The sequence below is a fragment of the Bacillus sp. FSL R5-0654 genome, from assembly GCF_038008745.1.
Taxonomy (GTDB): domain Bacteria; phylum Bacillota; class Bacilli; order Bacillales; family Bacillaceae; genus Bacillus; species Bacillus safensis.
On the sequence record NZ_JBBOZV010000001.1, the window covers coordinates 2486267 to 2504252 of the forward strand.

The window sequence follows — 17986 nt, forward strand, 5'->3', positions numbered from 1 at the left end:
AAAAATTTTCACACGGGAGATGGATGGGTTGGTTTATTTAGATTACGCAGCTTCTACACCTGTTTCAGAGGAAGCGCTGCATGTTTTTGAGCAGCTAAGCAAAAATTTCTACGGAAATGCAAGCAGCCTTCATGATGCTGGGGGAAAAGCAAATGACATATTGACTTACAGCAGACAATCACTCGCTGCCATGATCGAGGGTGAACCGGATGGGATCTATTTTACAAGCGGTGGAACTGAATCCAATCTCCTTGCGATTCAATCGATCATCAATGGACTGCCAGCACATCAACAGCATGTCATCACAACTTCAGTTGAGCATCCTTCTGTTCATTATGCAGTTAGCAGCTTAGAGCGTCTTGGCGTAAAAGTCACGATCATTGAACCGAATCAGGATGGAATCATAACAAAGGACATTCTCAAAAAAGCATTATTGCCTGAAACAGGACTAGTATCTATTCAGCATGCTAATTCAGAAACAGGAATTATCCAGCCGCTTGCTGAATTAGCGCCTCTTTTAAAAGAAAGGAACATTCTTTTTCATACAGATGCTGTGCAAACATTTGGAAAGATTCGTGTGTCCATCAAAGAACTTGGAGTCGATGCTGTGTCCATCTCAAGTCATAAAGTGTATGCTCCTAAAGGCGCTGGTGCCGTTTATATGGGCGCTCATGTTCCTTGGAAACCTTTATATACAGGAGCAGTTCAGGAAAATGGCTTACGTCCAGGGACAATAAACGTTCCATGTATCGGTGCTTTTGCTGCTGCAAGTGAACAAGCAATGCTTAGGCTGGATGAACAGCAAAAATTAGATAAGCAGCTGCGTGATTATTTTCTTCAACAGTTAAAAATCAGACAGCTGCCAGTTCGTACTCTTCAGGACAATGACAATCGCCGCACGCTGCCTCATATTATTGGTTGTTTTTTTGAAGGGTTTGAAGGACAATATGTAATGTTAGCATGTAACCGGCATGGGATTTGTCTATCAACTGGAAGCGCATGTGCTTCTGGTTATCACCATCCTTCCCCTGCTGTGAAGGCATTGCGTGTATCAGATCGTGATGCCCTTCAATTTATTCGACTATCATTTGGATGGCAGTCATCAAAAGATGACATCGATCAGCTTTTGCATACATTTGAGCATTTGCAAAAGGAGAAGAAGGGAGCTTAGGACGTGGAGCAAGAGAGGAAACTCATTGGCGAAGAAAGAAGAACCGCCATTTTAGAGTGGCTGAAAGAAACAGACACACCGCTTACTGGAAGCTTTTTAGCTAAAAAAGCGGCTGTCTCTCGGCAAGTCATTGTACAAGATATTTCATTATTAAAAGCAAAAAATGAACCCATTATTGCCACAAGCCAAGGCTATGTGTATATGGCAGCGCAGCATGCGCCAGAAAGAGAAATTGAACAAATCATCGCCTGCAAACATGATCCTGCTCGTACAGAAGAGGAACTGACCTTGATTGTAGACTTTGGAGTGACAGTGAAAGATGTGATCATTGAGCACCCTGTTTATGGTGAACTAACGGCCTCTATTCGCGTCAGCACACGGAAACAAGTCGCTGATTTTGTCCATCATATTTCTAACACCGGCGCGTCCTACTTGTCAGAACTAACAGACGGCGTGCATCTGCATACTCTCACTTCTTACAGCCAAAAGCAGCTTGACCAAGCCATTCAAGCGCTGGATGATGCTGGGTTTTTAATAAAAGACTAAAAAAATAGTGTCCTGCACGGGACACTATTTTTCATTCGTTAATTCATATGTTTGATAGCTGCCGAGCAGCTTGACCTCACAGCCAATCGCTTCTAATTCTTGAATCGCACCAGGGACGAGGACATCATCCATTTCTTTTTCAATATCAATAATAAATAAATAATGTCCAAGGCCTGTTTTTGTCGGACGAGATTCAATTTTTGACAAGTTGAGATTCCGCCAAGAAAAAGCAGACAGCACGCGGTGCAATGCGCCTGATTGGTCATCCTTAGGCAGACTGACCACAATGGTCGTTTTTGGCTTTGATGAGAAACCAGAATTCATTGGGAACGATGCGTTAGGATCTTTATGTAAAATCACAAAGCGTGTATGGTTGTGCGGATAATCATGAATGTCTTTTTTTGCAATCGTCAAACCATACGTTTTTGCGGCAATTTCATTGGCAATAGCCCCGACAGCTTCATCTGGATGCTCACTGATGTATTTTGCTGCATAGCCTGTTGATTCCACTGGCCGATGAGGAATATGAGGGTACTGCTTTTTCAGAAATTGATGACACTGGGCAATAGCGTGAGGATGCGATTGAATGACATCTAACGTCTCCCAGCTCTCCGCTCTTGATGGGTGGACAAGCAAATGCTGCCGAATTGGTGCTGTCATCTCCCCCACAATGGACAGCGCTTCTTCATGAATTAAATAATCAATCGTTAAGTTCACAGAGCCTTCGAGTGCATTTTCAAGTGGAACGACCGCCAAATCGACTTCGCCCTTTGACACAGCATCCATACATTGCGGAATCGTTGCATAGGCACGCTGCACCGCATCTTTTGGAAAACAAGAGCATACGGCCAAATGAGTAAATGTTGCCTCTGGTCCAAAATAACCTACAGTTAATTGCTTCATCTGCTATGATCTCTCCTTTTACGCCCCAGAACCTAGAATTTCGACTTTTTCGACAAATTCAAGCTTTCTTAATTGATTCATGACGGTGTTGATATCATCTGCCATACCAGCTGTACTAATCGATAGGGTAACATTCGCTCTTCCTTGCAGCGGAATCGTTTGGTGAATGGATAACACATTACAGCCAGAGTCAGCCACAATTTGAAGCAGTCTTGACAGAGCCCCAGACCGGTCTTCAAGGTGGAAAAACAATGTGATGATCTGCTCTTTCACCATTGTATAAAATGGAAAAACAGCATCTCGGTATTTATAAAAAGCACTGCGGCTTAAATCCGCTTTTTGAACAGCATCGGCAACTGAATCCGCTTTTTTGCGATCGAGAAGCTTTTTGACTTCAAGCGTTTTTCGCATCGCATCTGGAAGTACATCCTCTCTTACTAAATAGAACGTTTCTTCTTTCACCTGTTTTCTCCCCTTTTAAAAACGGGAGAGCCCATGGTCTGGACCCTCCTGTTGATCAATCAATAAATTCGAATTCAAATTCAAGCAGACGAATGATGTCGCCATCTTTTGCACCGCGCTCACGCAACGCATCATCGACACCCATTCCGCGCAGCTGTCTAGAGAATCGTTTAACAGATTCATCTCTTGAGAAGTCTGTCATCTTAAAGAGACGCTCAAGTGCTTTACCCGTTAAGACAAATGTGCCATCAGGATCTCTAGAGATCTCAAATGGTGCATCGCCTTCATCAAACCTGTACATCACGCGGTTATCCGACAGCTCCTCTTCATTATAGAGCGGGAATTCCGGTGTTGTTTCAAGCTGATTGGCGATTTCAAATAAGAGCTCACGAAGCCCTTCTCTTGTGATCGCACTAATCGGGAACACTTTATAGTCATCCGTTAATTTTTCTTTAAATGCCTCTAGATTGTCAGCTGCATCTGGCATGTCCATTTTGTTCGCAACAATGATTTGCGGACGCTCAGTCAATCTCATATTGTACTGCTCAAGCTCTTCATTAATCGTCACATAGTCTTCGTATGGGTCACGCCCTTCAAGTCCAGACATATCAATGACATGGACAATGACACGTGTACGCTCAATATGACGTAAAAATTGATGACCTAAGCCAACGCCTTCGTGCGCTCCTTCGATCAGTCCTGGCAGATCCGCCATAACAAAGCTTCGGTTATCGTCTGTTTCAACAACCCCGAGGTTCGGTACAAGCGTTGTAAAATGATAATCCGCAATTTTTGGTTTCGCAGAAGAGACAATCGAGAGCAGCGTTGACTTCCCGACACTTGGGAAACCAACAAGTCCAACATCTGCAAGTACTTTTAATTCTAAGATGACGTCACGTTCTTTACCTGGCTCACCGTTTTCAGACAGCTGTGGTGCAGGGTTTGCTGGTGTTGCGAAGCGTGAATTCCCACGTCCGCCACGTCCGCCTTTGGCAATGACAGCCCGCTGCCCATGCTCTGTCAAGTCAGCTAGTACTTGTTCCGTCTCTGCATCTGTCACAACCGTACCCGGCGGAACTTTGACAATCATTTCTTCCGCATTTCGGCCATGCTGGTTTTTACTCATTCCGTGCTCGCCGCGGTCAGCCTTGAAATGGCGCTTATAACGAAAGTCCATTAACGTTCTAAGTCCTTCGTCTACTTCAAATACAACATCTGCACCATTTCCGCCGTCACCGCCTGCTGGACCGCCCTTTGGTACATATTTTTCACGACGGAACGCCACCATACCGTTTCCGCCGTCACCGCCTTTAACATACACTTTAACCTGATCTACAAACATAACTTCCTCCGTTTCTCTGCATCACATATCTCGTTCTTGCCTCAAACAAAGCTCAATCATGGACTCATGAGGCGTCACATGAAATTGCGTTATACTCATACATGGATAGTTTGCGTCATGAAACGCATTTAACGCATCCAAACTTGTTAATTTTCCTTTGAAATCAAAATATAAGATCACATCATTTTCTTCATGATCTGTTTGGAAAGTGACCGTTAAATGATTTTCAGTTTTTTGACAAACTGATTGATCGAATATCGAAAACAACTCCTGTGATACCGTTAGCAGCTGCGATTCATATGCTGATAAGTCTCGGGTTTCACCAAGCACTTCATATTCTAAGGTGATAAAATGCGACTCCCAATTAAATGTTAGAAAGTAATAGGCCAATTGGGGAATTTTTAAATTTGAGAGTTTGGATTCATGCTGTGCTTCAATGACCATTTCTTCTATAATTTCAAACACGCGGTCATATTTTTCTAATGTCAAGTTGCCTTTGATCAGCTGTAATTTATTCATCCAGTCGTGTCTTGAACGACTGAGCAGATAGATCAATTCATTTGTTAATGCAACGTGAGTTAATTTTTCATTTTCTTTACTTGGTATCTCTTCCATTATCGCACTCCCAATCGTTTGGTCTCTCTTTTAGGAGTCTTATCATCAATATGTCTCCCTGAATTATAACAGAGAAGACAGCATAGAAAAACACTAGTTATGTGAGGAAAGGTTGTTTTTTCTGATCGTATAGGAGAAAATGAGGCAAAGTCAGCAAACGTTCTTTGATATTTATGGAGTGCATCTTCTTTTATCATCTTCGGTACTGCTTGTAAAAAGTGAAAAAACTCCAGTCAATGACCGGAGTTTTTAGCAATTATTGTGCCGCAGGATATACGCTCACTTTTTTACGGTCACGACCGAAACGTTCGAATTTAACCGTTCCGTCGATTTTAGCGAAAAGAGTGTCGTCGCCTCCGCGTCCAACGTTTTCACCTGGATAGATTTTCGTTCCACGTTGACGATAAAGGATAGAACCACCAGTTACGAATTGACCATCAGCACGTTTAGCGCCTAAACGTTTAGACTCAGAGTCACGTCCGTTCTTTGTAGAACCTACCCCTTTTTTAGATGCGAAAAATTGAAGATCTAATCTAAGCATGAAGTTCACCTCCTATTTTTTTGTTGATATTCTCACATAATCGTGATAATCTCGTTCAATTGTCTCTAAGGAAACGACCATGCCTTCTAAAAGCAGCTGGGCTTTTTCAAAGGATACTGGATCTGTATCAGCCGGCAGTTCAAAAGAGAAGTAGCCGCCATCTTCACCAATATCAAGCAGTGGGTCCAATCCTGTCAGTGCAATAATTGAATTGACTGAGCCGAAAACAACAGCAGATACACCTGCACAAACGAGATCCTGACCTTTTTCAGCAAACTCGGCATGTCCAGTCATCTGAAAAGACGTAATGCTTTCATCTGCTGATGACCGAGTAATGGTTGCTTTGATCATATCACTCACACGCCTTAAGCGTTGATTTTTTCGATAACAACTTTAGTGTAAGGTTGACGATGACCTTGTTTCTTGTGGTTGTTTTTCTTCGGTTTGTACTTGAACACAGTAATTTTCTTACCGCGACCTTGTTTTTCAACTTTAGCCGTTACTGTTGCTCCAGCAACTGAAGGGTTACCCACTTTGACAGTGTCTCCGCCGACAAACAATACGTTTTCGAAAGTTACTGTTTCACCTGCTTCAGCAGCTAGTTTTTCAACATAAACAGTTTGACCTTCTTCAACTTTTACTTGTTTACCACCAGTTTCGATAATTGCGTACATCTCTGCACCTCCTAATAAACTCAGACTCGCCGAATACAGGGGGCCATAGGCACTTTACACCTGCTCCGCGCGGTTGTAGCACGGGTGCTACATATCCATAACATTAAAAAATATATCAAACTAGACGCAGAATGTCAATGTATTTTCACCATTAGTACGGTAAAAGAAGCTCTTCCATTGAGGAGGTGGTTCTGCGATCTGAAAAATACGCATGGAGCAGTTCATTTTCATCAAGCTGGCTCATCTTCACGCCATCTCTTTCAATAATAATTGGATGCTTGCAGCCCCTTTGAAATCGTGCCATCACTTCGTATACTTTTTCCTCTGCACTTGCTCTCAGCGGAATCAGTTTTTCTACCTTCTGCTCTTTTTTACCGTAATACCGTTCTAGTAAGAAGCGAACCCTGACGTAATGCCGCTGCCTGTGCTCCATCACGAGTGAATAAGCTAAAAAAGTAAGCAGCACCCAGCCATTGAATTGCAGCGGTGCAAACAAAAGTAACCCTCCTGTCAATAGACCGAAAAAGACAAGTGAGCCTTTTATTGCTAGGGCATGTGCACGTTGGAAAGGGTAAAAAACAGATAAGAGCAAAAAGAATAATTTTCCGCCATCAAGCGGCCAAACGGGCAAAAGATTCACAAGGAAAATCGCCATATTATAAAAGGTAAACATCGTAAAGACGTCGTGAGAGATAAGAGAAGCCTCCATGAAAAGCCATGCCATGAGCTGGAGCGGTACATGCTGAAGCGGCCCGCACAAAATGACCGCCAGCTCTTCTTTTAACGGACGGTTCCCATGTTCCTCTACTTCCACCGTTCCGCCAAATGGCAGTAAAAAAATACGCCGAATGCGCCAATGATAATAGCAGGCAGCCGCTGCATGTCCAAGTTCATGGACACAGACAATCACGAGCAGACAAAGCAGCGGCTTGATTTGACCTGACAGAATCGCAAACGCCATCACAATCCACAGCAGCGGATGGATGTGAATTTTCGTCAGCATGAGCAGCCATCTATTCAAAGGTCATCACCTGAATAGGATCGATAAATTGTTCATTTTGCTTAATAGCAAAGTAATACGTGCCCTTCCCTTGATCATCAAGCGAAATCTGGCCAATTTTTTCACCCTTATCGACAAAATCGTATAAGGCCACATCGGCTTTCTTTAATTGACCGTACCAGCTATAGCTGTTATCTGCATGCTGCACTACAACAGTAAGCCCTGTATCGCTTTGCTTTTTCACCTCGACCACGTAGCCTTCCTTCATACTATCAATGGCTTCAGCGGATGTCTCCACTTTGACACCTGCTCCATTTTGCGTAAAGGATTCCTGCACTTTACCAGAGGCAGGAACAGCGAATTCTTGATTCGCTTGCACGTCCTTTTGGGCATCTTTTTTCTCTGTTAAAAAGGCCAGCGGATGTCCAACTGTTTTTTCAAACCAGCGGTTAGCAGCAGCAAATTGAAAATCTTGCTCAAAAGTCTGAGTAATCATCGGCTTCAGCTGCTGAAACGGACCTGTCTGACCTTTAAATGAAATGGCTGCAATCAAGACAAGGGACGCTGATAATAAGCATTTAAGCACAAAGGTATTCGGGTTAAATAAGGGATGACGGTATTTCTTTGTCTGATGAGTCGCCGGTTCATAGGAGGTCGAGCCAGAATGCTTTTCTTCCTCTGTCAGCATAACCCATGGCGGGATATCTTCTTTTTTCTTGAAAGCCGTCTTCTTAGGAGGAGCGGCTGGCTGCATCATTTTGCGGCGCTGCGCGATTTTCTTTCGGTACTCGTCCACTCTTTTCATGAGATCACCCTTTACATACAAACAGTTTGTACATTTTATGTGACAACCCCATCTGATATGCAACAAAAAGACCGATTCTAAATCGAATCGGTCTCAGCATGCAGACAAACCCTTGCATACAGTGTCAGGTCTGCGCTCCGGTACTCACGAATGTCAAATTCGCTTCGCAAAGGCAGCCGTCTTTCCTAGACTGCAAAGGTTTTCTATCACGCTTAAGTGATTATGCTCTTACACCAAAAAATGCTTTGAGCTTTGCAAACATTCCCTTGTTTTCTTCTTCAAAAGATTGAAGCGGAACAGATTCGCCTAGTACGCGGCGGGCAATATTGCGATAGGCAATCGATACTTTGTTTTTAGCATCCATAACAATCGGTTCACCATTGTTTGAAGCCTTAATCACATCATCATCATCTGCTACGATGCCAAGTAGATCAATTGATAAATGATGTACCACTTCATCTACATCCATTGAATCGCCATTTTTCGCCATGTGTGTACGAATACGGTTGACAATCAAACGAGGCGGTTCGATATCTTCTTGTTCTAACAAACCGATGATTCGGTCCGCATCTCTTACAGCTGAGATTTCAGGCGTCGTCACGACAATGGCCTTGTCTGCACCGGATACAGCATTTTTAAAGCCTTGCTCAATTCCAGCAGGGCAGTCAATGACAACATAATCAAAGTCTTGTTTTAATGATTGAATTAATTCTTTGATCTGTTCCGGCTCTACAGCCGTTTTATCACTTGTTTGAGCAGCAGGTAAAAGATACAAAAGATCCTCGAAACGCTTATCTTTTACAAGCGCTTGATGAATTTTGCATCTTCCTTCTACTACATCGACTAGATCATAAATAATGCGGTTTTCTAGCCCCATCACGACATCCAGATTCCGAAGGCCGATATCGGTATCAACTAGACACACTTTTTTTCCTTGAATTGCTAGTGCTGTGCCTAAGTTTGCAGATGTTGTTGTTTTGCCAACGCCGCCTTTTCCTGAGGTAATCACAATAGCCTCGCCCAATTTCACATTCCTCCCTCAAGCCTTGTCAGATTAGGTCTTATATGAGCCAATTGCTGCAGGCGTTCAATGATCATATTGCCATCTATATCTAAATAAGCACATTCCATTTCATTTCCATCTTCTTTTTGGTCTGGCGCGCGGTTAAAAACTTGTGCGATGCGAAGCTGTGTTGGAATCATATGAGATGCCGCAATAACAGCCTGTTTGTTGCCATTACATCCAGCATGCGCCACACCTTTTAATGCGCCAAGCACAAAAATATTTCCTCCTGCGCGAATCGTTCCGCCAGGATTGACATCTCCTATTAATAAAAGATCTCCTTCGACATGCAGCACCTGTCCAGAGCGTACAATTTTTGCTACAGAAGTAATTTCAGCCTCTGCTTTTAATCGTCTCGCCTCTTCAGTTGACATGACTTCACTTTCAATAGAGTGGATGACGAGATGTTCATTTTCAGACACCGCTTCAGTCAAACGTGTCTCCTGATCCTCTGTTAAATACCGAAAACCAAGCTTAATATGCACATTGACCTTATGTCCTTCTCTTCCATCTGTATATTGCTCAAGTAATAGAACCTCTCGCAAGCCGGAAAGAAGGTCATCAAACGAACAGTCATCATTTAACTGTAATGTTAATCCGTTTTTTGTACCTTTTATCGTCACATATTGCTGTTTTTGAGTTTTCAAGATGCTCACCTCAACAACATACTCATTTCGCCGTAATTGGACAAACTCCTGCTTTTATTCGTCGATCAGTCCTTGTTTCACGTGGGTGAAAAAGAGCCTAAACGGCACAACAAGTATGAGAGACGCAGCAGTATTTAAAAGAATCGTTGGAATAAAGCGTTCGATGACATACGTATTAAACGGCATAATCCCTGGTTGAATTGTCGCTTGAACGCCGTATACATAAAACTCCATCACGGAAACAGCAATAATCGACAGAAAGACAACGACTAACATATTCGTTTGCAGAACTTTAAAGGCTTTTGCTAACAAATAGCAAAGCGCCCCAAAGCCAAACATATGAACACCAAGTATGCCTGTATATGAAATATCATATAAAAGTCCAAAGATAAATCCGTAAATCACACCATATTTTTGATTCACAAAAGCAGTCATAAATACAAGTGCGAGTAAAATGAAATGAGGAGCTAAAATTTGATTCTCTGAAACAAATGGGAGCTTCACTAAATCAACAAAAATGCTGTCAAATACGAAGATAAACAACATGACGAAAGCAAGAAGGACACGTTTCACGAGCCTTCCTCCTTCGTCAATTCAGATGCATCTGCTGTACTTGTGCTGCGATTCACCACAATCACGCGGTCTAAATTGTTGAGTTCAGCCGCTGGTTCTACGTAAATGATCTTTGTCAGGCCGTAATGGTCTGGCTCGATTTCACTTACCTTACCAATCGTTAAGCCTTGCGGGAATACGCCCCCTGCTCCAGATGTTTCAACAAGATCTCCTTTTTTGACATCCCCATCTGCATCGGATTTCAGAATATTCATAGTCAGCATTTTTTTCTTGCTGTCATAACCGTTAATGATTCCATTGAGTTCTTCTTTGCCCTTTTTCGCAAAAATTTTCGTTGAAATTCTATTATTTTGGTCAGTAGAGCTTAGCAATCTTACAGTCGAAGTAAAATTGTTGAGCTTATCACTTTCAATCTTCCCAATTAATGCGCCACTCTCATTAGTGACTGCCATATCTTTTTCCACGCCTTGTTTTTTCCCTTTATCAATCATCACAAAGCTATCCCAAAGAGAAGGGTTTCTTGCGATAACAGTTGATAGAATTGGCGTGTAGTCACGAATAGAGTTCACATAGCCAAGCTGTTTGCGAAGCTTTTTGTTCTCATCTTCTAGTTCTTGAAGTTTCGCCTCATATTGAGTTTGTCCATCAAGTTTTTTTCGAAGACGCTCGTTTTCATCATATGTGTTCTTTAAATCTTGTACGTTCCCATAAATACCGGCAATAAATTGTGATGGTTTATGAAAGACACCTTGAAAAAAGCCTGTCGTATCCCCCACTAATTTTTCCGGCCATGAAGCACCTCTGCCGCTTTTCACTGAAAAACCAATCATGGCCACCAGTACGATGACACAGACAAGGAGCAACATTAATCTTTTATTCATAAAAAACTGCGGCATGTCTTACACCTCTTTAATTACGCCCGATTATCGATTATCTTTTGATTTTCCTTTGAACAAATGAATATGTTCTAGTGCTTTCCCTGTCCCGATTGCCACACAGTCAAGCGGGTCTTCTGCAATAATGACTGGCATTTTCGTTTCATCGCTAATGACTTTGTCAAGATTACGCAGCAGTGCACCGCCTCCTGTTAAAACAATTCCGCGGTCCATAATATCTGCTGCGAGCTCAGGCGGGGTTTTTTCAAGAGTCATTTTCACTGCATCGACAATTGTTTCCACCGTATCGCGAAGCGCTTTTGCAATCTCTTCTGCCGTAATAGAGATTGTTTTTGGCAGACCTGTTAAAAGGTCACGTCCGCGAATGTCCATCTCATCATGTACGTCAGGCTGCGCAGAACCGATTTCCATTTTAATCGCTTCTGATGTACGATCACCGATCATTAGGTTATACGTTTTACGGATGTAGCTGCTGATCGCATCATCCATCTCATCTCCTGCCACGCGGATTGATTGTGATGTCACAATGCCGCCAAGAGAAATAATCGCTACTTCTGTTGTACCGCCGCCAATATCCACAACCATACTTCCTGTTGGTTCCCATACAGGAAGGTTAGCACCGATTGCCGCAGCAAATGGCTCTTCAATCGGGTATGCGTCACGTGCACCAGCTTGTCTTGTTGCATCAATGACTGCACGCTCTTCTACAGCTGTAATACCAGATGGTACACATACCATGACGTAAGGTTTACGAGCAAAAAGCCCTTTGCCTTTTAATGCTTGATTAATGTAATATTTCATCATTGTTGCTGTCGTCTCGTAATCTGCAATGACACCGTCTTTCATTGGGCGTAGTGCCACAACATTACCAGGTGTACGGCCAATCATGTTTCTAGCATCATTTCCGACTGCCACTATAGACTTCGTATCAGTTTCCAAGGCTACGACCGAAGGTTCTCTTACAACAATGCCTTTTCCTTTAATAAAAACAAGCGTATTCGCTGTGCCAAGATCTATTCCAAGGTCTTTTGTACCAATTCCAAACATATGTATGTATCTTCCTTTCTTAAACCAAAATTCCCTTAGGGAAAAACTCATAAACTCTATTATATCGTAAAACATTGAAAAAAAAAGTGTTACAAATACCCTTTTTCCTTCAAACTCACAAATTTTTGATCACCTATGACAAGATGATCAAGCAGCTGTATTCCAATCAGCTTTCCACATTCAAAAAGTCGCTGTGTGACTTCAATATCTTCCCTGCTGGGCGTCGGATCTCCTGATGGATGGTTGTGCACACATATAAATGAAGCAGCGGACCGTTTAAAGGCCTCTTTGAAAATTTCACGCGGGTGAACGATGGATGAGTTCAAACTTCCAATAAACACGGTATGTTTATGAAGAACTTGATTTTTAGTATTGAGATAAAGACAAACGAAATTTTCCTGTTGTAAAAACCTCATATCTTCCATCACAAAGTTTGCCCCATCCTCTGGTGTGCGGATCACATAGCGGTTGTCCGTCGTTTGATGGTGTAATCTAGTGCCGAGTTCTAAAGCAGCTAAAAGAGAGACCGCCTTCGCCTTTCCAACTCCTCGAATCTTCGACATTTCTTCAATTGAGGCTTCTCTTACAGAGCGAAGACCGCCAAATGTTTGCAGAAGTCTTGCGGAAATTTGAAGAACTGATTCCTTTTTTGTGCCTGTCCTTAAAAGAATCGCAACAAGTTCATGGTTTGACAGACTGCCGGGACCATATTTGATCAATCGTTCTCTCGGCTTTTCATCTTGAGGAAAATGCTTTAGCAACATAGGGAAATCGTTCATGATGCCCACTCCTTTTAGATTCCTTCCTGTCATCAAAAAGGGGTGATTCCAAATGTTTCGAGCACTCTAACTGTTTTGGCAATAGGGAGACCTACAACGGAAAAATAATCACCATCTATTTTTTGAACAAACAGTGCGCCTTTTCCTTGAATGCCATAGCTTCCCGCTTTATCAAGCGGTTCTCCCGTTTCGATATAGCGGTCTATTTCATTTTGCGTAAGTGTCCAAAACGTCACTTCTGTCTGTTCATAAAATGTTTCTTTTCTATTCTCTGACTGAATCGTGACACCCGTCAAGACTTGATGTGTCTTTCCTGACAATAATTGAAGCATTGAGGCCGCTTCTTCCTTGTCTTTTGGTTTCCCAAGACATTTGCCGTCAATTGCAACAATCGTATCTGCACCAATAATCACAGCTTCGGGATATAATCTTTGAATATCACTTGCTTTTTGTTCTGCCAACCATTGGACGTTCTCTGCAGGAGAAAAGTTTCGATTTATTTCTTCTTTTAATTGACTTGCTTGAATGTCATAAGAAAACCCTGCTAGATCAAGCAATTCTTTTCTTCTAGGGGATTGAGATGCGAGAATCAATTGGTTCATGTTTGTTCATCCTTTCAGGGTTTAGCCTAAGAAGTAAGATACCCATTCATCCTATCAAATGTACATCTTACCGACAATTTACGAAAATTCATTTTTCATGTTCCTTTATCATTATGTTGGATGCAAAAGAAAAAAACTAGTCATTTTTTGACTAGTTTGGTTTCTTAAAATATGATTTTACGTATTTAATTGATCAAGCAGTGCCTGCTGAGATTTCCACCCGTTTTCAGCAGTAGGTTCATTTAACAGCTGCACCGCTTTCAGCAAACTGCTTTTAGCTGGTGCGTCCGTTGTTTTGGCACTTTCAAGCTCAGAGATTAGCTGCGCAACGTCCTTTTGATCCACATCATCCCCTGCAATGACCTTAGAGGATAAAACAGATGCCTTTTCTATTAAACTAGTCAGTTCCTCCGGTACTTGAAATGAGAGCTCCTTGCCTCCCCACGCCTCAAAGTGCTGATCAATCAGCTTCTTCCCAACAGCACTTGTCATGCCCTGTTCTGTCGCAAGCCCGGCAATGACATAATAGCCATCATCCATCGAGACCTTTTTCCCCGCATATCCTGCTTCTTTTAAACTGCCAACTAATTCATCTGCTCCTTTTTCAGAGGAAAACTTTCCAGCCTGTACGACATAGGTTGAAAAACTGCCAGAGGCGCTTTTTTCATCCTTATTCTCTTTTGATTCATCAGCAGTATCTGCTGGCGGCGCATCCCCGCCCGCTTTCATTGATGATTGATTTCCGGACGCTGAAACGCTGATATCTCCCCCTGATGGATTCTGAGTACCATCTTGACTTAAGCTAAGTGCAAACACACCAAGGCCTGTCCCAAGAACCACTGCAAACACAATCGTTGTCATCACTCTTTTAAACGGGCCGCGGTTTTTACCGAACTTCTGGTCAAAGGAGCCTTTTTTCTTTTGATAAGGTGTGACGACTTTGGGGTCAGAATGATAAATATGATCAGCTGCGTCATCCCACTGGAAGTCTTCTTCTTTCGGTTTAGCCGGTTCTTCCTCGGAAGCAGCTGTCTCCTGTTCTGACTGCCTTTTTTCCTCCCAATTCGAAAACGTCACTTGATCATCCTCTTGCTGTTTTGGCGGCTGGTGGTCATCTTCATGAAGCATTTCTTCTTTGCCATTAATATTGACTTTTAACCCTTGTTTTTTTGCCTGCCTTTTTTTCACTGTCATTCCCCGCTTTCTGACATTGTTTGTAAGAAAGACCTTTTTGTCCAATGAATCAGCGCGAATGTAACCCGTCCTTCTTTCTGTTTCACACTTTAACATAGCGGATAAAAAAAAGAACAAGACTTTTGTCGGCACGGAAAAAAAGTGTTCGCCAATTTTTTCAACCGATCGACCCGGCGAACGGGAGCATGACATGAACTCCATAGAGATACAGCCAAAAAGAAAAAGAGATCGCAGGAACAAAGGGAAATGGCTCATCTAATCGAAAAGAAAAAACCTTCGCATAGACGATTCCAGCGATACACGAGAGAAAAAGAATGAGAAGGAATGGCTTGAATCCTAAGCAAAATGCAAGCACACCGAACAGCTTCATATCAGCTCCGCCCATGCTATTTGGCTTGAAACGATCTAAACTATAAAACAAGAGAAAGCAAAAAAGAAGCGAAGCCGCTCCTTCCCACCAAATAAGAAGAGGTTCAAGCGTGCGGTATATGACGAAAAGAGGGAAAAAGAAGAGAAACAGCTCGTTTGGCACCCTCATATAAAGGAGATCGCTCACGACAGCAATCACAAATAAACTACAAAGAATCACAAGAAAAAGACCTTCAAACGAAATACCAGCGATTCTATACATGAGCAAAAAAAGACTGCCTGACAGCAGCTCAATCAGTGGATATAGCATTGGCAGCCGAGTGCCGCAATGTTTACAAGTCCCCCTCAATAATGCATACGAAACTAGCGGAATCATCTCACGCAAGGAAAGCGGCTGTTTACAGGCTGTGCAGTGAGAACGAGGAAAAAGAATAGACCGCTTCAGTGGCAGCCTTTCACCGACTAGATGAAAGAATGACCCCATGGTGACGCCCGCAAGAAACACAAAAATGCCTATCATATATCGTGACCCCTTCCGAGAATAAGATAGACCGGATTTTACCATAGCGATTCACCTTGAACACCTAATGAAAATGTGATTTCCCCTCTCATTTACATTTCAAAAGAAAAAAGACGCACATTGCATAGAAGAAATTGCGTCTTTTGCTTACCTTAAAATACGATTTCGGATATCTTGTATAAGCAATTATTTTTACGCTCATTTTGTAAGAAGAGCACTAAAATTAACACCATATATTATCTCAACAACACTTCCATCACTATTAAATAATAATTTATTTAATAGTTTCTAGAATTTTTTTCCATTATTTTTATCATTACCTTGATCGTCTTCATTCTCTTCTTCATTTTGCTCTTCATGAAATTCAATACTGGTGTTTCCAGTAATATTGTCAAAGGGAGTATAGTAAACACCTATGCTTTTCCTTAAAATAATTCGTTTAAAAAGGATGACAACTATTAAAACAACTATTAATAACATAAAAGAAAGAAGTACTCCACTGATAATAAACAAGTTATTCCTCCTTTCAGGTGAAAATTGAGGGAAAGCGTTTTAAAAATTAAATTACAATCTGTTAATTTATAAATTAATACTACGCGATGCACCTTTTTATCCATTGTACTATACAGTTACATTAAACCCAAAATAATCCATCATAAAAAGTAGCAGTCATTACTTGAAGTGAAATTTGATTAAAAATATCTCATATATCATCATAGAGGGAATAAGAAAGGATGGGCATCGAATAAAAAATGTTCACTCCATATAGAATTCCTTCCCGTCATCAACGCTGCAACTTGAGTACCTAGTAAACCCGCTCTTTTACATTTCAAAAGAAAAAGACGCACATTGCATAAAAGCAATTGCGTCTTTTGATTACCTTAAAATACGATTTCGTATATCTGAAATAAAATAAAGAGAGCCAGTCACAAGAATCACCGCTGAAGGATCATCACTTTTTTTCTGAATGAACTCAAGCACTGTACGAGGGTCATCATCATACGACTTTGCGTCTAATTGACTGCATACATAAAGCTTTTCAGCTGATTCGGCTCTTGGAAAATCAAATGAAACAAAATGAATAGAAGAACTTACAGCATCAAGCTTTTGAATCATTTGCTTGTACGGCTTATCTTTTAAAGCACTAAAACATATATGCACCTGTTTACTAGAAAAATGAGCTTGTACGGTTTCAATTAAACGGTCGATCCCTTCTTCATTATGTGCGCCGTCTAAATACACTGGAGGATGATCTTTAACCTTTTCAAACCTCCCAGCCCAAACTGCCTGCCGAATGCCTTCATATATTTGCTCTTCTGTCACGCTAATATAGCCTTCTTGCTCCAGCCATTCAATGAGTAAAACAGCAAGGGAAGCATTTTGCCTTTGATGCGTTCCAATTAATCCTGTTTCAAGCTGAGGATACTGCCCTTTTGATGTGCGTAATGTGAAACGTTCACCTGTTTCTGTCGGCTGCTGCTCATCAAAGCTGCATCTATCTTGTAAAGAAATACATTCGGCATTCTTTTCTTTGGCTGTGTTTTGAATGACAGCAAGAGCTTCTGGCTGGTGGACTGCCGTAATCATTGGAATACCCGCTTTGATAATACCCGCTTTTTCAGCTGCAATCTGTTCAAGTGTGTCACCTAAAATGGCCATATGATCATGACCAATCGACGTAATTGCTGTTAAGATTGGCACAGCAATATTTGTAGAATCAAGCCTTCCGCCAAGCCCTGTTTCCAAGAGGACAAAGTCTACTTGGTGCACATGAGCAAAATAAGCAAATGCACATGCTGTAATGATTTCAAATTCTGTTGCTGCGCCAAGCTCTGTTTGATCTAATTCATCAACAAGAGGCTTGATTTCATTCACCAAACTCAGCCATTCTTCATCCTCTATAGGCGCTCCGTTCACGCTGATTCTTTCATTGAACGTTAGTATAAACGGAGAGGTGAAGGTTCCGACTGAATAGCCGGCTTCCTGTAAAACAGAACGTGTAAACGCAATGGTTGATCCTTTGCCATTTGTACCTGCAACATGTACTGCTTTTATGCTTTGTTCCGGATTTCCTAGTCTGTTCATCAGCCATTTCATTCGTTCAAGACCCGGTTTTACGCCAAAGGCCAGTCTGCTGTGAATCCACTCAATCGCTTCATGGTAGGTTGTAAACAATGTCATCTCTCATTTCATACGAAATTTTCAAAAAAGACGACTCCATTTCATTAGGAGCCGTC

The 17986-nt window shown here is 41.9% G+C and carries 22 protein-coding genes and 1 other annotated feature; of the genes, 2 read left to right on the forward strand and 20 right to left on the reverse strand.

Going from position 1 to position 17986, the window contains the following annotated elements; translation table 11 throughout:
* Positions 1–28: 28 nt before the first annotated feature.
* Both NSS76_RS12630 and NSS76_RS12635 read left to right on the forward strand, forming a co-directional pair.
* Entirely contained in the window at positions 29–1171 is a 1143-nt protein-coding gene (locus NSS76_RS12630) for an IscS subfamily cysteine desulfurase (protein WP_445662182.1), read from the forward strand.
* 3 nt (positions 1172–1174) lie between these two features.
* Entirely contained in the window at positions 1175–1717 is a 543-nt protein-coding gene (locus NSS76_RS12635; RefSeq protein WP_041086449.1) for a transcription repressor NadR, read from the forward strand.
* A 24-nt stretch (positions 1718–1741) separates the two neighbouring features.
* Here the strand turns inward: NSS76_RS12635 and pheA are convergent, their stop codons facing one another.
* From pheA to NSS76_RS12735, 20 genes are all read right to left on the reverse strand, one after another.
* Positions 1742–2620, reverse strand: coding sequence for a prephenate dehydratase (gene pheA / locus NSS76_RS12640; RefSeq protein ID WP_024423155.1), 879 nt, complete (start codon positions 2618–2620; stop codon positions 1742–1744).
* An 18-nt stretch (positions 2621–2638) separates the two neighbouring features.
* Complete coding sequence (locus NSS76_RS12645; protein WP_008342790.1) at positions 2639–3082, reverse strand: ACT domain-containing protein; 444 nt, start codon at positions 3080–3082, stop codon at positions 2639–2641.
* Positions 3083–3137: 55 nt separating this feature from the next.
* The gene (gene obgE / locus NSS76_RS12650; RefSeq protein WP_024423156.1) at positions 3138–4424 is read right to left on the reverse strand and encodes a GTPase ObgE; all 1287 of its coding nucleotides are present in this window, start codon (positions 4422–4424) and stop codon (positions 3138–3140) included.
* A gap of 21 nt (positions 4425–4445) precedes the next feature.
* A complete protein-coding gene (locus NSS76_RS12655; protein ID WP_024423157.1) occupies positions 4446–5039 on the reverse strand; it encodes a sporulation initiation phosphotransferase B in 594 nt (197 codons plus the stop codon).
* A 256-nt stretch (positions 5040–5295) separates the two neighbouring features.
* Positions 5296–5580 (reverse strand): 50S ribosomal protein L27, encoded by a 285-nt coding sequence (rpmA, locus tag NSS76_RS12660; RefSeq protein WP_003216586.1) that lies wholly within the window; start codon positions 5578–5580, stop codon positions 5296–5298.
* Between the two features lie 12 nt (positions 5581–5592).
* Positions 5593–5931 (reverse strand): ribosomal-processing cysteine protease Prp, encoded by a 339-nt coding sequence (locus NSS76_RS12665; protein WP_034621123.1) that lies wholly within the window; start codon positions 5929–5931, stop codon positions 5593–5595.
* A gap of 14 nt (positions 5932–5945) precedes the next feature.
* Positions 5946–6254, reverse strand: a complete 309-nt coding sequence (gene rplU / locus NSS76_RS12670) for a 50S ribosomal protein L21 (RefSeq protein WP_003216781.1) — start codon at positions 6252–6254, stop codon at positions 5946–5948.
* A 12-nt stretch (positions 6255–6266) separates the two neighbouring features.
* Positions 6267–6339: a sequence feature (ribosomal protein L21 leader region), on the reverse strand.
* A gap of 66 nt (positions 6340–6405) precedes the next feature.
* Positions 6406–7275 (reverse strand): M50 family metallopeptidase, encoded by an 870-nt coding sequence (locus NSS76_RS12675; RefSeq protein ID WP_024423159.1) that lies wholly within the window; start codon positions 7273–7275, stop codon positions 6406–6408.
* Positions 7268–8059, reverse strand: coding sequence for a M23 family metallopeptidase (locus NSS76_RS12680; RefSeq protein WP_213404619.1), 792 nt, complete (start codon positions 8057–8059; stop codon positions 7268–7270). The genes NSS76_RS12675 and NSS76_RS12680 overlap by 8 nt, the downstream gene beginning before the upstream one ends.
* A gap of 220 nt (positions 8060–8279) precedes the next feature.
* Positions 8280–9083 (reverse strand): septum site-determining protein MinD, encoded by an 804-nt coding sequence (minD, locus tag NSS76_RS12685; RefSeq protein ID WP_017358134.1) that lies wholly within the window; start codon positions 9081–9083, stop codon positions 8280–8282.
* A 2-nt stretch (positions 9084–9085) separates the two neighbouring features.
* A complete protein-coding gene (minC, locus tag NSS76_RS12690) occupies positions 9086–9769 on the reverse strand; it encodes a septum site-determining protein MinC (RefSeq protein ID WP_024423161.1) in 684 nt (227 codons plus the stop codon).
* A 54-nt stretch (positions 9770–9823) separates the two neighbouring features.
* Complete coding sequence (mreD, locus tag NSS76_RS12695) at positions 9824–10342, reverse strand: rod shape-determining protein MreD (protein WP_024423162.1); 519 nt, start codon at positions 10340–10342, stop codon at positions 9824–9826.
* Positions 10339–11238: a rod shape-determining protein MreC gene (mreC, locus tag NSS76_RS12700; protein ID WP_024423163.1), complete on the reverse strand. Its 900-nt coding sequence runs from the start codon at positions 11236–11238 to the stop codon at positions 10339–10341. Before mreC ends, mreD begins: the two co-directional genes overlap by 4 nt.
* 27 nt (positions 11239–11265) lie before the next feature.
* On the reverse strand, positions 11266–12285 hold the full coding sequence (locus NSS76_RS12705; RefSeq protein WP_007501538.1) for a rod shape-determining protein: 1020 nt from the start codon (positions 12283–12285) through the stop codon (positions 11266–11268).
* Positions 12286–12374: 89 nt separating this feature from the next.
* The gene (gene radC / locus NSS76_RS12710) at positions 12375–13049 is read right to left on the reverse strand and encodes a RadC family protein (RefSeq protein ID WP_034667393.1); all 675 of its coding nucleotides are present in this window, start codon (positions 13047–13049) and stop codon (positions 12375–12377) included.
* A 47-nt stretch (positions 13050–13096) separates the two neighbouring features.
* Positions 13097–13666 (reverse strand): Maf family protein, encoded by a 570-nt coding sequence (locus NSS76_RS12715; RefSeq protein ID WP_024423165.1) that lies wholly within the window; start codon positions 13664–13666, stop codon positions 13097–13099.
* Between the two features lie 177 nt (positions 13667–13843).
* Entirely contained in the window at positions 13844–14860 is a 1017-nt protein-coding gene (locus NSS76_RS12720) for an SPOR domain-containing protein (RefSeq protein ID WP_029706176.1), read from the reverse strand.
* Positions 14861–15017: 157 nt separating this feature from the next.
* Positions 15018–15749, reverse strand: coding sequence for a prepilin peptidase (locus tag NSS76_RS12725; protein WP_034621130.1), 732 nt, complete (start codon positions 15747–15749; stop codon positions 15018–15020).
* 288 nt (positions 15750–16037) lie between these two features.
* Positions 16038–16262, reverse strand: coding sequence for a DUF3951 domain-containing protein (locus NSS76_RS12730; RefSeq protein WP_375850957.1), 225 nt, complete (start codon positions 16260–16262; stop codon positions 16038–16040).
* Positions 16263–16625: 363 nt separating this feature from the next.
* The gene (locus tag NSS76_RS12735) at positions 16626–17930 is read right to left on the reverse strand and encodes a bifunctional folylpolyglutamate synthase/dihydrofolate synthase (protein ID WP_103131880.1); all 1305 of its coding nucleotides are present in this window, start codon (positions 17928–17930) and stop codon (positions 16626–16628) included.
* Between the last annotated feature and the right edge of the window lie 56 nt (positions 17931–17986).

Coding starts and splice junctions, on each gene's coding strand:
- mreC (WP_024423163.1), bottom strand. CDS start 11,238: ATGCCGCAGTTTTTTATGAATAAAAGATTAATGTTGCTCCTTGTCTGT.
- pheA (WP_024423155.1), bottom strand. CDS start 2,620: ATGAAGCAATTAACTGTAGGTTATTTTGGACCAGAGGCAACATTTACT.
- radC (WP_034667393.1), bottom strand. CDS start 13,049: ATGTTGCTAAAGCATTTTCCTCAAGATGAAAAGCCGAGAGAACGATTG.
- NSS76_RS12725 (WP_034621130.1), bottom strand. CDS start 15,749: ATGATAGGCATTTTTGTGTTTCTTGCGGGCGTCACCATGGGGTCATTC.
- NSS76_RS12735 (WP_103131880.1), bottom strand. CDS start 17,930: ATGACATTGTTTACAACCTACCATGAAGCGATTGAGTGGATTCACAGC.
- NSS76_RS12655 (WP_024423157.1), bottom strand. CDS start 5,039: ATGGAAGAGATACCAAGTAAAGAAAATGAAAAATTAACTCACGTTGCA.
- NSS76_RS12665 (WP_034621123.1), bottom strand. CDS start 5,931: ATGATCAAAGCAACCATTACTCGGTCATCAGCAGATGAAAGCATTACG.
- NSS76_RS12705 (WP_007501538.1), bottom strand. CDS start 12,285: ATGTTTGGAATTGGTACAAAAGACCTTGGAATAGATCTTGGCACAGCG.
- NSS76_RS12720 (WP_029706176.1), bottom strand. CDS start 14,860: ATGACAGTGAAAAAAAGGCAGGCAAAAAAACAAGGGTTAAAAGTCAAT.
- rpmA (WP_003216586.1), bottom strand. CDS start 5,580: ATGCTTAGATTAGATCTTCAATTTTTCGCATCTAAAAAAGGGGTAGGT.
- NSS76_RS12715 (WP_024423165.1), bottom strand. CDS start 13,666: ATGAACCAATTGATTCTCGCATCTCAATCCCCTAGAAGAAAAGAATTG.
- NSS76_RS12680 (WP_213404619.1), bottom strand. CDS start 8,059: ATGAAAAGAGTGGACGAGTACCGAAAGAAAATCGCGCAGCGCCGCAAA.
- rplU (WP_003216781.1), bottom strand. CDS start 6,254: ATGTACGCAATTATCGAAACTGGTGGTAAACAAGTAAAAGTTGAAGAA.
- obgE (WP_024423156.1), bottom strand. CDS start 4,424: ATGTTTGTAGATCAGGTTAAAGTGTATGTTAAAGGCGGTGACGGCGGA.